Genomic DNA, 12055 nt, shown 5'->3' with positions numbered 1-12055 from the left:
TTTTTTTATGGTTAATAACCAATAAGATAAAAAAAAGGGCAAACTAATGTTTGCCCTTTTATCAATATTTAAAAACTAAAATCCCCCTTATTGTAGTCCTCAATATTGATACTTTTCACTTTATTGAAATCATGAGATTATTCTAAATTGCGTAACATATATGATATTTTTTTGATCGACTTAAAGAAAAGGTTACATTAAATTTTACTCAAACACTAACTCTTGTTTCATTCTTTATTTCATACATATCTTACAATTATATCTACTTGGGTAGATTTCAAAAATTCATTACCCATTCTTTTTAAAAAAGATTCAAATTTTATTTTTTACACATAAAAAAACGAACCGAAGTCCGTTTTTAATCTATTAGCAAAATCTTGCCAGTGTTTCACAATCAACCAATGTGACCGTACAATCTATGAGCGGACTGGTAACACAAGCTCTCACATCTCTTGTATCAGCAGGACAAACGGCATGTCCTGGAGGTCCTTGACATGTTTTATCTAATGTTGGCGGTGGTGGCGGAACCATTCCTCCAGATGTACTGTGGAGATTGGAAATTGATTTTTTGTTTAAGCGTAAACTTTTTAAACTCTTTTTTTTCATGATTATAAGATTTTAGTTAAACTGAATTTGAAGTTATATAGCTTTCGCACGAAAAAAAAAGTTCTTTTCTTTGTATTTATGAAATGTAAGTATTAAAAAAGCGAGCTTTGACTCGCTTCCATCATTTTCTAGATAAGATCACCATCACACAAATATCCTGTGCTTCCATGTGATCCAATTGCCTGACACCAACCTGCTGTATTACAACAATTTCCTGCTCCACAATATCCATTAAACCCGCATCTTCTTTTTCCTCCATGAATACTATTTTGTTCTTTTTTGTTCAATACTTCTACATCTTTGATGCTTGAAATTTTCTTTAACATACGTATTATATTTAAGATTAATAATAGCATGAAATTATAGTGTAAAAACCTGTTAAACAAAGCTTACAACCTTCAGTTTATAAATTAGAGGTTGTTATAATCTTGATTATTTTAATAGAATTATAAAATGTAAATTATTGAATTGGAAAATCGAAATACTGATTTTTAAATGGTTCTCCACGAAGTGTAAAATGCCACCATTCTTGAGGATAGTTTCGAAAACCATGTTTTAGCATCATACGTTGTAATAATTGACGATTTTCGAGTTGTTTTGCAGTAAGTCCTTTATAATTTACCCATGAAATTTTCCCAAAGAAATCATAGGAACTTCCCATATCAAGTTCTTCTTTTGTGGTAAGATCAATGATAGTAATATCAACTGTACTTCCACTACTATGACGTGATTTGGTTGCTATGTACTCTAATTTGAATAAATCTTTTTTGGCTACATCAGGATAAAACTGTTGCTTGTTTAGGGTATCTTTTAAGTTTCGTGCCCATCTACGAAAGTGATCTACTGCACGTTGTGGTCTGTATGCATCATATATTTTAATACCTAGTCCTTTTGTACGTAATTCTTCTTGAACTTTACGCAAAGCATTTGTTGCTGCTATTGATAAAATACATTTTTCAGCTTCATAGCCATCAACTTTTGCGCCGACAAAGTTATTAGTTCCAAAATAGCGCATTTCCAGTTCTATACTAGGAATTTCATCTGCCACATATACAAAACCTTGGGGAAGTTTCGAGGCACAATTAATTGTTAGTGAGCTTACAAGAATTAGTAGTATATTTATGATCTTTGGCATAACAAAATGTACATCTTTCTACAAACTTACACATTTATTACAATATGAATTCTGAAAATGAAATCAGTAAAAAAAGTTTTCTACAGTATATAAGCGTAATAGCCGGAATCGGTATTGTTCTATTTAGTTGTATTTATTTTCGAAAAGCCTATAAAAAACAGCAAGAAATTGAAGAAAACACAGTGTTTTATAATCAGTTTTCAAATAACGACTATCTAGAATTTGCCAAAAAATTAGAAACTTCTATCATTGATTATAATCCTGATTTTTTTGATAATAAAGTAAATACAAAATCATTTTTAAGCTTTTCAGATAAAGAATTGCGCGAAAGTTTTTACAAACGAAAAGTCTCAGAAATGTTAAGTCCCATGATGAAGTTTGGTAGCATTATCGTTGAGCAAATTCGTCCGATTGGTGATTTTAGATTTACGCGTTTTTATAAGAAAGAAGGAATTCCTCACTTTGTATATAGAATATATGATGGTTATATGATTTATTTTATAGATTTTACTGTAGGCATCAAAGACGATGAACCTGTACTGAATGATTCTTATTATTATTTCTCTGGTGTAACCATGTCGAAAAATATTGCTAATATATACTATAAAACTGTTGATTTGGATCAACAATACCTATCTAATATTGAAACGTATAATAAAATTAGGTATTACAATGAAAATGGAGATCATGAACGCTCGTATGAAGTATTAACTGCAATTCCTGCTAAATATCATGATGCTTTGTATTTTCAATATTTACTTATTGCTGCTACTCACAACAGTGACGAAAAATTACAAACTGTTATCAATAAACTTATAAATGCAACGCCAGATGATGAAAAACTACATGCTTATCTTTACTTTATAGAAAGTGTTTACTTTGGAAAATCGGAAATAATTGAAACTCGTATAAACTCATTGAAACAATACGTTGGCGAAGATCCTATTTTTGATTATTACATTGGAATTACCCATATTAGTAACGAAAACTTGGAAGAAGCGATTCCTCATTTTGATAAAACAATTAAAGAAATGCCCAATTTTTTTGATGCGTATTTTGATAAATTATACTCTTTACTACAATTAAAAGAAACCGAAAAAGCGCTTGAAGTTCTTACTAGAATGTATGAAAAGTTTTCTTTTGCAGAAGAAGATATGACTCTTGATCTTAAAGAGTTTAAAACATTTATAAATTCTTCGTCATATAGAGCCATATTTCAAGATGCCGAATAAAGTTAATATACAAGGTTTCCCTTTACATTCAACTGATGCAGACATAACGTATTATCTAAACTTTATAAATTCTGTGGAAGCATCAACGATTTTTAAAACTTTAAAATTAGAAACACCTTGGCAACAAGATCACATCAAAGTTTTCGGCAAAGGATATACATAACCGCGTTTAACTGCTATATAAGGAAGGAACCAATCAAAAAAACTATCGTTATTCTACTATTGAAATGACTCCACATCTACTAACACAAACTTTAGTCAGTTTAAAAAATCAAGTTGATAAAATTTGTAAAACAGAAATTACTACTACAACACGGCAGTTTATTAATGATGAAAGGAGCAACGCAACATACATGGTTGCATCAAATTTCTAAAAACTACAAAACAAATTCAAGGACTTATCAATATTACCTTTCGAATTAATTATTCAGTAAGTATTGAGAAACTTTAGGTTGGGAGAAAATCTATACTTATTGATTAGTTGATTCGCAAATCTTAATTCAAAATTTGACATTTACAATAAAAAGTTTTTATACATAAGAAAAAGCATCTCAAGAGTGAGATGCTTTTTTAAAACTAACCAACCAAAAATTGTAACCTGCTCTATTTAGAAAGTAACCAGCTTTCTTAAATGTCTTTGCAATGTTACACTTCAATATAAACAAATGGCGTGCCAAACTCGTTTTTCTACTTCAAACCTTTGTTAATTAATAGCATTTTTGGGCTTTCGCATTTCATTATTAAAAAAAATATATGGAAAACTATTAAAATATATAAATTTAATTTTATATATTTATGATATCATTTTAATATCAATCTAAAACAACATATTATGAAGGAAGAAAAAATTATTGTACCCGCGAATGGTTATTTGATGCTGTTTGTCTTTTTAATTCTATTTTTTGGAAGTATTGCAACCATGATTATATTAGAAAACCCATTACCTATAATTACAATTATAGCTTCCATCATTATAGCAATTGGTTTCATAATGGTAAATCCAAATAACTCTCGCGTACTTCTTTTATTTGGTAAGTATGTTGGAACCGTAAAACAAAATGGGTTTTACTGGGTAAACCCGTTTTATTCAAAAAAGAAGATTTCATTACGTGCAAGTAATTTTGACAGTGAACGCTTAAAGGTGAATGACAAATTGGGGAATCCAATTATGATTAGTACCATTCTAGTTTGGAAAGTAAGTAATACATACAAAGCTGCTTTTGATGTTGATAATTACGAACATTTTGTACGTGTACAAACAGACGCAGCAGTTCGAAAGTTAGCAAGCATGTATCCGTATGATAATTTTGCAGATGAAGGTCATGATGAAGATATTACGTTACGTTCTAGTGTAAATGAAGTAAGCGAAGCATTGGAAAAAGAATTAGAAGAACGGTTGGCTATTGCTGGAATTGAAGTGTTAGAAGCACGCATTGGATATTTAGCTTATGCACAGGAAATTGCAAGCGCTATGTTAAAAAGACAACAAGCAACTGCTATTGTTGCTGCCAGACATAAAATTGTAGAAGGTGCTGTAAGTATGGTAGAAATGGCGCTAGACGAATTGAATAAAAAAGAATTATTAGTCTTAGATGAAGAACGAAAAGCTGCTATGGTAAGTAATTTGTTAGTTATCTTATGTGGTGATAAAGAAGCTGCTCCTGTTGTAAATACAGGAACTTTAAATCAATAAACCATGAATAAAAAGCAAATTTTAGCTATTGGTATTGGTGTTGCTGGTGGTTCAAGTATTGGAACAACTATTGGCGCAATCACAGGAAATGTTCCCATAGGAACCGTAATTGGTTTATCTATCGGTATTATGATTGGTGTAATATTGAGTTTAATTGTTTTTAAAGATGAAAAGGAGGAAGATTTATGAAAACGTTTCACTTACTAGAAGGTACGGTAAAACTAACCAACACAACACTTGAAATTACACAAATAAGCAATTGGAGTCTTATCAAAAATAAATTGCTTTCAGTCGTAGCTGGAATGTACATTTTTGATCGAACATTTGGAAAAATTGAACGCGGTTTTGATTCGGTTTGGGATATCTTTTTTACATCTATTATATATATTCCTTTGAGTATATTTGTAGGGTATTGGTTGTATGTTGAATTTATTCAGAAAAACTGGACAAATAGTATGAATGTTGATACTATTACAAGTGTTACAGAAACTATTCACAAAGAAAATCCTTTAAATATAGTACTTACTCTAAAAAGTAGCTTTTCATCGTTAGAACTTACTTTTAGAAAATCAGAACGAACACATATTGCTTTTTTAGAAAGTTTACAAAAGCTAAATTCTCGGTATGTAGTGCATCAAGAAACACTTTAGAGAAATATTCATCAATCAAAAAACGAATACAATGAAAGAATATAAAGTATTAAAACCGAGTTTAGGCTGGTCTAATAGAATGGAAAAATTAGAAGAGTTTTTAAACACATATGCAAAACAAGGTTGGATACTACATTCCGTTAATAATTATGATACGTACGTACAAGTAATTATGGAGCGTAATAAAAATAGATAAAGCACACTATGAACAAAAATAGACCCAAAATACAAGTTCCTGTAGAAGGTATTGATCTTATTATCGATCTTATAGTATTAGCTATTTTATTATTTATTTGGGGATATGTAATTACCTATTATTCAGAATTACCAGATAAAATTCCCATGCATTTTAATATGAGTGGTGAAGTTGATAAATATGGTGGACGTAGTTCTATTTGGGTTTTGTTAGCAATTACAACAGTAGTTGCTGTTGGAATGTATGTGTTGACAAAATATCCGCATATTCATAACTATATGGAAGAAATTACAGAAGAAAATGCATTACGAAACTATAAAATGAGTTGTCGTTTGTTGCGTTTTGTAAATTTATTTACGATTCTAATTATGTTATATGTTGTATATTCCATTATTGAAAAATCTGCAGGAAACGATATCATTTTAGAATCGTCCTTTGTCTATATTATACTTGCATTTAGTGTGCTTATGCCACTAATATTATATGTGTATATGATAAGAAAGAAAAAAGAAGCATCGTCAAAAAAATAATTATGGCAAAAAAGAAAGCTTTTGCATTACGAATCAATGAAGAGATGTTGAAATCTATTGAAAAATGGGCTGCGGACGAATTTCGCAGTACCAATGGACAAATAGAATGGATGCTTATGCAAAGCTTGAAAAATGCAAAACGAGCTCCTAAAAAGAAAGATGATGATACCTAGTAGTTGTTAATCTGTTTATTTGTCAACTTTTAATTCAACATGTAAAATACAGCATTTATAATTCATAACTCTTTCGTATGTGTTTACTAGAAGTTTTGACGAAACAATTTTTACTATAAAACAAATTACTTCATTATCATTCGGAATCACATTGTAATATAAAGAACCTTCACGTTTTAAAAGTTTATAACTTAATTTTTGGTATTTTGCATGCACAAACCAATTTAAGATTATGAAAAAAACACTGGCTTTCCTCCTGTTTTTTATTTCTTTTTCTATGTTTTCACAACAATTGACAGTGAAACATTTGGAAGCTAAAGAAACCAACTTCAACACTAAAATTCAAATTGATTCCATTGCTTTTACAGGATTTGATCTTACAATAAAAGTAAACGATTCATTCGCCTCTATTGAAAATATTAGCAATATCAATAAAAAGTTTATTGCAACGGGCGATTTTAAATTTAATGTCAATAATTCAATTGCAACTGTTTCCTATCGTGGGACAGCATCTATGAATGTTGAGAAAGTCATGACTTTATTTGAAGTCAATACAAAACCAAAAGATGGATTTTCTAAAATAATTTATAATGTTTCAGAAGCTTCTTTTATCAACAATAGTAAAACGCTTAACCTATCTCAAAAAGATATAAAAGTTGAAAAAACAATTATCCATCCTGAGCCATTTTTCAAAACTGATAAAATTGTTTTTGGAATTTTAATGTTGATTCTTGGGTTTGTATTTTACACAGAATCTCGCAAAAATTCAGGTTGGAAAAAGTTTTATAAATATGTTCCTGCCTTATTAATTTGTTATTTGTTACCTGCAATTTTAAGTTCGTTAGGAATTATTTCTGATAAGTATTCGCAAACCTACATGATTGCAAGTCGTTATTTATTGCCAGCCGCATTAATTCTAATGACTTTAAGTATTGACCTGAAAGGTGTATTCAATTTAGGTCCGAAAGCATTAATTATGTTTTTCACAGGAACAATCGGAATTATCATTGGTGGTCCGTTAGCTATTTTATTAATATCCATATTCTCTCCTGAAACAGTTGGTGGCGTTGGTCCAGAAGCCGTTTGGCGTGGATTATCAACTTTAGCAGGAAGCTGGATTGGTGGTGGAGCAAACCAAGCTGCCATGTATGAAATTTACGAATACAGTCCTGATAAATATGGCGCTATGGTATTAGTAGATATTGTCGTGGCAAACTTATGGATGGCTATTTTATTATTAGGAATTGGAAAATCTAAAAAAATTGACAATTGGTTACAGGCTGATAATTCTGCCATTGAAACCTTAAAAGACAAAGTGTCATCCTTTGCAGACAAAATAAAACGAAATCCTTCACTAACAGAACTCATGATTATATTAGCAATTGCTTTTGGAGGTGTTTCATTAGCACATTATGGTTCAGCAAACATCACAGAGTTTTTAACAGGAAACTTTGATGCTGTAAAAGATAAAGATGGCGCATTATCGTTTTTAGGTTCTGGATTCTTTTGGATGATTACCATTGCAACCGCTTTCGGAATTACATTATCTTATACGAAAGCGAAAAACTATGAAGGTGCTGGCGCAAGTAAAATAGGAAGCATTTTTATTTATGTATTAGTTGCTTCTATTGGTATGAAAATGGATTTAGGAAAAGTACTAGAAAACCCTGGACTTATTGCTGTCGGATTGGTTTGGATGGCAATTCATGCAGGATTGTTAATCTTAGTTGCAAAGCTTATTCGTGCACCGTTTTTCTTCCTCGCTGTGGGAAGTCAGGCTAACGTTGGTGGTGCAGCTTCAGCTCCAATTGTAGCTTCTGCTTTTCATCCTTCCTTAACGTCTGTTGGTGTATTATTAGCGGTGTTTGGATATGTAGTTGGAACCTATGGTGCAATTTTGTGTACTATTTTAATGGAATTGGCTTCTAAAGTTTAATGAAATTGTAGATATTTGCCCTCGTTAAAATTCAATATGATGTTTAGAAAATTTATTGTTGTCCTTGCTGTACTAGGATTTATTGCTTGTGGAAAAGAGACAAAAGGAAACTTAACCATTTCTGGAAAAATTGATGGTTTGAAAGAAGGAACGTTGTTTTTACAAAAAGTAAAAGATACCACACTGATTACTATAGATTCTTTGATTGTTAGTGGTGATCCAAATTTTTCATTCACCACAACTATTGACGAACCTGAAGTATTGTATTTATATTTGGACAAGAAAGATTTTAATGATTTAAATGATCGTCTTGACTTTTTTGCTGAGCCAGGTGAAATGACAATTCATACAACTTTACGTAGATTCCAAAATGATGTAAAAATTACAGGATCTAAAAACCATGATGATCTAGAGAAATTTAAAGACTTCATGACAAAGTTCAATACGAAAGAATTGTCGTTATTTAAAGATGGTTTAGAAGCGCAAAAACAAGCAGATACAAAGAAGGTAGAAGAAATCAATACACAAATTGATAATTATAGTAAAAGTCGTATTCGTTATATTTTGAACTATGCTTTTACTAATAATGATAAAGAAATTACACCATATATTATCACTACAGAAACCTATGATGCAAATGTTCGTTTCTTAGATACAATTTACAAACAATTGACACCAAAAATTGCAGATTCTAAGTATGGAAAAGAATTAAAAGAATTGATTAAGAAACGTAAAGAGAAAGAAACTGCTGCTACAAAGTAGTCTTTTAACATCTTGACTGCATTCAATATGACACACTGGAATTTAAAATTAAATTATATAGAAAATCCCAACTTTAGTAAAGTTGGGATTTTTTGTTTTATACTTGATGCTTTTAAATTTTCACTCAATTAGTTCATTTGTAATTGTGATCGTAAAAGTTCTAGTGTCTAAATCTAAAATCCAAAGGCTTTCATCAACTGGATTTTGTGAGTAAAGCAACTCTCCTACTTCAATAACATTTTCGAACTGAGAAATATTTTCAAATATTTCAAATGGTTGTTCAGCTAGGTAATGATCAACAGGATTCACAATTGTTGATCCTGTAAAGTTAGCTCCTACTTGTACAAAAAGGACTTCTATAAGTTCACTTTCTCCCGCATTTATTAAAATACCTGTGTTGGCTCTATTCAAATAATACAAATCAACATTCGACTGATTGTTAATTATATATGAAGTATAATCTAATCGTCCTTCATCTACATCAGATTTAGAACAAGAAGACATTAATACTACTACTAAAACTAAAAGCGTATATCTCATTGTATATTTTTTATATAAAATAGATGCGAAAAACCTAAAAGGTTGCGTAATTAAATAAACTCATGTTTTTTTTAAATTACGTTGTTGTGATTTTTTTCACTTTCTTCATACATTTATTATTCTTCTGGCGGTTTATTATTTTCAAAAAAACTCGGATGAAATTCTACATTTTCATCTAATTCTATTATTTTTTTAGCAAAACTGTTGGGATCAAAATTATCTTCTTTATTGAATATTCTTAACATACATGCATCAACCTCAGCTGGTTTCATTTTTAATTCCATTGTATCTAATCCGGCTTTATCTAAGATTTGTATATATCCATAGTTTCCTGCCTCAATTGTCCAATCTTTCCAGAGATTCGACAATTCTTCTACTAATCCTACAAAAATATAATTGACTATTAGTTTTTTTTCATCACAATCAATTGCAATAGCTACATTGTTTTCTACTTCTGGTCGTTTCGTTATATCAATTGGAGTTCTTTTATCTAATATATCTACGATTTGTTCTCCTAAAAAGACCAATTCTTCGGTATCTAAATCATAAGAACATTTTGTGTACAATTTTCCATCTTTCTTAAACATCACAATCGTTGTTTCATATTCATCTGCAACTTCATTTATAAAATTTTCTAGTTTTCCAGCTTCAAAATCAAAGTCATGTTCTTCAGTGTAGTTCACCTTCATTTTTTCTTCAATAGCATACATTTCTCTTTCTGCAAAAGATACACTCCAACCTTTCCATTTTTTTGACAACAACTCTAAATAGCGCTGTCTTACTGACGTTTCTACCAAATCATCTACTTCCCAAAAAAGTAACTCTTTTCTATCTATATCAACATAAGCACATGATTCTATCCAAGGTTCACTCGTTAGATATGTTCGTTGCTCGGATGCTTCTGCATATTCAATAAACTTTTCAGGACCTAAGATTAAATCATTTACAATATAATTAGCACGCCAATGGGTATAATAAATGGTTGTTTTTTCATTAGATTTTATGACATAATTACCTCTTTGCCCCATAGTTTTTTTTGCAATTTGCCTAAAATTACAAAAACTAAACCACGTACTTATACGTTAAAGAATTCTTTTAAAAAACAGTATTTTTAGAAATATATAAATATAAAAACTAATTTATCATGAGTACTCAAATTCCTCCAGGATGGATTGGTGGTTTTGCACAATCAAACCCTGCATTTGCCTACCCAACTCCAGACCTTTCTTCGTTACCAATGCTAGACAATATGGATAATATTGATAAGTTGCAACGACAACAAGGTGTAGAATGGCCTGAGTTTAGTTGGCAAACGATTCCGGGAAAAGAAGCTTCAAGATGTTTTCAAATGTTTTCACCATATATTTCCAGATTGGGTTATACAGATGAAGGTCGTGTATACTCTATTATTTGTCCACAACAAGGTGCTTGTTCTCCAACGTTTGGTTGTATGAATGTAGAAGTTACGGTAACTGGGCAACGTGGTTGGGTTGATGAAACTTCAAAAACATTTTATGCAGATATGACTGTTGAAGGTACTATTTGGTTTAGTCCAAGTGCACATCAAAAAGAATGGGTAAAGAAAGCTTTTGATATTTTTAATAAACTTGGATTAGATTTCCCAACCACTAAAGCTAAAGCAATTAAAGTGACTACGCATAAGTTTCAAAATCCTAGTCAACCAATATTCCCTGTAAGTCAAGGGGAAACACCTCGTTTTAAAAGTCCACCTTTTGCCAGACATGAAGCAGAAGCCTTTAATGTTGGACATATTGATGTAGAGATTGGACCAATTAAGAAAACTGGAGATAAAATTGTTGACGAGTTTAACGCACTGGTTATGGATGCTTTTAATACAGCTTCCGGAAATATGTTAAAAAAAGGAAATACCTTAACATGGAATGTTTGGTTTGCGCAACCAAGTTTGGTTGACCAAGAAGAATGGCGTACACATGCTGAGCGTTGGAGAAAATCTATTGATGAAGATCATGGAAGTCCAACAGGTCCTGGAACTAAGCCACGTTATTTCAACGGAGATCCTTTTAACCCTTTAGATACTTTGGATGTTGAAATGAAAGGTGTTTTAAAAGAAGGCGTTCAAGATTTAGAAAAAGTAGAAGCTGCTAAGATTGAAGGTTTCTTAAAGAAACATTTCGAGAAAGAGCTTTAAAATTATAACTAATAAAAAAGAGCTGATACTTATATCAGCTCTTTTTTATTAGTTTATATCATATGGTTTAATTCACACCATCACGAAACGCTACTTTGGCTTTCGCTTCTAAATCACTATCTAAGTATAGTTCGTATCCTTTTTTTAGACTTACCATTGTTTTTTTATCGGCTTCCATTACGAAAGTTTTTACAATGTTACCTTGATATTGAACTCTAACTGTAAAATTATTTTTACTAAGATTTTCAATAATCGCAATACTATTCCTATCTGTATACGGATTGATTGCCGCATCTTGCCCAGGACCTTTTCCAGTAATGGACATACTTTGCGAAGGCTTTAATTCAAATATCGTTTTATCTTTTTGTGCATACGATTGTAATGCAAATAATATAACGAATAGTAAAATATATTTTTTCATTATTGAATATT

16 protein-coding genes are annotated in these 12055 nt (G+C 30.8%); 10 read left to right on the top strand and 6 right to left on the bottom strand.

The features are described 5' to 3' along the window. Window positions 1-366 precede the first annotated feature (366 nt). The 3 genes from Q0828_RS22520 to Q0828_RS22510 all read right to left on the bottom strand — a co-directional run bounded on the left by Q0828_RS22520 (window position 367) and on the right by Q0828_RS22510 (window position 1741). A complete protein-coding gene (locus tag Q0828_RS22520; protein ID WP_298427003.1) occupies window positions 367-606 on the bottom strand; it encodes a hypothetical protein in 240 nt (79 codons plus the stop codon). Between the two features lie 128 nt (window positions 607-734). Next, a complete protein-coding gene (locus Q0828_RS22515; RefSeq protein ID WP_298427001.1) occupies window positions 735-932 on the bottom strand; it encodes a hypothetical protein in 198 nt (65 codons plus the stop codon). 134 nt (window positions 933-1066) lie between these two features. Next, window positions 1067-1741 carry a M15 family metallopeptidase gene (locus tag Q0828_RS22510; protein WP_298426998.1) on the bottom strand — a complete coding sequence of 225 codons (675 nt, stop codon included), beginning with the start codon at window positions 1739-1741 and terminating at the stop codon, window positions 1067-1069. Between the two features lie 44 nt (window positions 1742-1785). On the opposite strand from Q0828_RS22510, the gene Q0828_RS22505 reads away from it, so the two are divergent. From Q0828_RS22505 to Q0828_RS22460, 9 genes are all read left to right on the top strand, one after another. Then, window positions 1786-2973 (top strand): hypothetical protein, encoded by a 1188-nt coding sequence (locus tag Q0828_RS22505; RefSeq protein ID WP_298426995.1) that lies wholly within the window; start codon window positions 1786-1788, stop codon window positions 2971-2973. Between the two features lie 832 nt (window positions 2974-3805). After that, window positions 3806-4666, top strand: a complete 861-nt coding sequence (locus Q0828_RS22495) for an SPFH domain-containing protein (RefSeq protein ID WP_298426993.1) — start codon at window positions 3806-3808, stop codon at window positions 4664-4666. A gap of 3 nt (window positions 4667-4669) precedes the next feature. Continuing rightward, window positions 4670-4855 (top strand): hypothetical protein, encoded by a 186-nt coding sequence (locus Q0828_RS22490; RefSeq protein WP_298426990.1) that lies wholly within the window; start codon window positions 4670-4672, stop codon window positions 4853-4855. Beyond that, a complete protein-coding gene (locus Q0828_RS22485; protein ID WP_298426987.1) occupies window positions 4852-5316 on the top strand; it encodes a hypothetical protein in 465 nt (154 codons plus the stop codon). The genes Q0828_RS22490 and Q0828_RS22485 overlap by 4 nt, the downstream gene beginning before the upstream one ends. Before the next feature lie 31 nt (window positions 5317-5347). Then, the gene (locus Q0828_RS22480; protein WP_298426984.1) at window positions 5348-5512 is read left to right on the top strand and encodes a DUF4177 domain-containing protein; all 165 of its coding nucleotides are present in this window, start codon (window positions 5348-5350) and stop codon (window positions 5510-5512) included. An 8-nt stretch (window positions 5513-5520) separates the two neighbouring features. Beyond that, window positions 5521-6042 (top strand): DUF1648 domain-containing protein, encoded by a 522-nt coding sequence (locus tag Q0828_RS22475; protein WP_298426981.1) that lies wholly within the window; start codon window positions 5521-5523, stop codon window positions 6040-6042. Window positions 6043-6044: 2 nt separating this feature from the next. Further along, window positions 6045-6215: an Arc family DNA-binding protein gene (locus Q0828_RS22470; RefSeq protein ID WP_298426979.1), complete on the top strand. Its 171-nt coding sequence runs from the start codon at window positions 6045-6047 to the stop codon at window positions 6213-6215. Between the two features lie 721 nt (window positions 6216-6936). Continuing rightward, the gene (locus Q0828_RS22465; RefSeq protein ID WP_298427307.1) at window positions 6937-8151 is read left to right on the top strand and encodes a DUF819 family protein; all 1215 of its coding nucleotides are present in this window, start codon (window positions 6937-6939) and stop codon (window positions 8149-8151) included. A gap of 39 nt (window positions 8152-8190) precedes the next feature. After that, window positions 8191-8913: a DUF4369 domain-containing protein gene (locus tag Q0828_RS22460; RefSeq protein ID WP_298426976.1), complete on the top strand. Its 723-nt coding sequence runs from the start codon at window positions 8191-8193 to the stop codon at window positions 8911-8913. Window positions 8914-9033: 120 nt separating this feature from the next. Here the strand turns inward: Q0828_RS22460 and Q0828_RS22455 are convergent, their stop codons facing one another. Both Q0828_RS22455 and Q0828_RS22450 read right to left on the bottom strand, forming a co-directional pair. Beyond that, the gene (locus tag Q0828_RS22455; RefSeq protein WP_298426973.1) at window positions 9034-9453 is read right to left on the bottom strand and encodes a hypothetical protein; all 420 of its coding nucleotides are present in this window, start codon (window positions 9451-9453) and stop codon (window positions 9034-9036) included. 116 nt (window positions 9454-9569) lie between these two features. Then, window positions 9570-10481 carry a hypothetical protein gene (locus Q0828_RS22450; RefSeq protein WP_298426970.1) on the bottom strand — a complete coding sequence of 304 codons (912 nt, stop codon included), beginning with the start codon at window positions 10479-10481 and terminating at the stop codon, window positions 9570-9572. A gap of 116 nt (window positions 10482-10597) precedes the next feature. Between Q0828_RS22450 and Q0828_RS22445 the strand changes: the two genes are divergently transcribed. Further along, on the top strand, window positions 10598-11623 hold the full coding sequence (locus Q0828_RS22445) for a hypothetical protein (RefSeq protein ID WP_298426968.1): 1026 nt from the start codon (window positions 10598-10600) through the stop codon (window positions 11621-11623). 67 nt (window positions 11624-11690) lie between these two features. Here the strand turns inward: Q0828_RS22445 and Q0828_RS22440 are convergent, their stop codons facing one another. Next, on the bottom strand, window positions 11691-12044 hold the full coding sequence (locus Q0828_RS22440) for a hypothetical protein (RefSeq protein WP_298426963.1): 354 nt from the start codon (window positions 12042-12044) through the stop codon (window positions 11691-11693). Between the last annotated feature and the right edge of the window lie 11 nt (window positions 12045-12055).

The sequence above is a fragment of the uncultured Kordia sp. genome, assembly GCF_947496985.1.
GTDB lineage: Bacteria > Bacteroidota > Bacteroidia > Flavobacteriales > Flavobacteriaceae > Kordia.
The sequence above is the reverse complement of the archived record's forward strand: the minus strand, read 5'-3'. Positions and strand labels throughout refer to the sequence as shown.

Excerpts from the sequence above, each read along its gene's own strand:
- Q0828_RS22520 (WP_298427003.1), bottom strand. The coding sequence starts at position 606 with ATGAAAAAAAAGAGTTTAAAAAGTTTACGCTTAAACAAAAAATCAATT.
- Q0828_RS22515 (WP_298427001.1), bottom strand. The coding sequence starts at position 932 with ATGTTAAAGAAAATTTCAAGCATCAAAGATGTAGAAGTATTGAACAAA.
- Q0828_RS22510 (WP_298426998.1), bottom strand. The coding sequence starts at position 1,741 with ATGCCAAAGATCATAAATATACTACTAATTCTTGTAAGCTCACTAACA.
- Q0828_RS22505 (WP_298426995.1), top strand. The coding sequence starts at position 1,786 with ATGAATTCTGAAAATGAAATCAGTAAAAAAAGTTTTCTACAGTATATA.
- Q0828_RS22495 (WP_298426993.1), top strand. The coding sequence starts at position 3,806 with ATGAAGGAAGAAAAAATTATTGTACCCGCGAATGGTTATTTGATGCTG.
- Q0828_RS22490 (WP_298426990.1), top strand. The coding sequence starts at position 4,670 with ATGAATAAAAAGCAAATTTTAGCTATTGGTATTGGTGTTGCTGGTGGT.
- Q0828_RS22485 (WP_298426987.1), top strand. The coding sequence starts at position 4,852 with ATGAAAACGTTTCACTTACTAGAAGGTACGGTAAAACTAACCAACACA.
- Q0828_RS22480 (WP_298426984.1), top strand. The coding sequence starts at position 5,348 with ATGAAAGAATATAAAGTATTAAAACCGAGTTTAGGCTGGTCTAATAGA.
- Q0828_RS22475 (WP_298426981.1), top strand. The coding sequence starts at position 5,521 with ATGAACAAAAATAGACCCAAAATACAAGTTCCTGTAGAAGGTATTGAT.
- Q0828_RS22470 (WP_298426979.1), top strand. The coding sequence starts at position 6,045 with ATGGCAAAAAAGAAAGCTTTTGCATTACGAATCAATGAAGAGATGTTG.
- Q0828_RS22465 (WP_298427307.1), top strand. The coding sequence starts at position 6,937 with ATGTTGATTCTTGGGTTTGTATTTTACACAGAATCTCGCAAAAATTCA.
- Q0828_RS22460 (WP_298426976.1), top strand. The coding sequence starts at position 8,191 with ATGTTTAGAAAATTTATTGTTGTCCTTGCTGTACTAGGATTTATTGCT.
- Q0828_RS22455 (WP_298426973.1), bottom strand. The coding sequence starts at position 9,453 with ATGAGATATACGCTTTTAGTTTTAGTAGTAGTATTAATGTCTTCTTGT.
- Q0828_RS22450 (WP_298426970.1), bottom strand. The coding sequence starts at position 10,481 with ATGGGGCAAAGAGGTAATTATGTCATAAAATCTAATGAAAAAACAACC.
- Q0828_RS22445 (WP_298426968.1), top strand. The coding sequence starts at position 10,598 with ATGAGTACTCAAATTCCTCCAGGATGGATTGGTGGTTTTGCACAATCA.
- Q0828_RS22440 (WP_298426963.1), bottom strand. The coding sequence starts at position 12,044 with ATGAAAAAATATATTTTACTATTCGTTATATTATTTGCATTACAATCG.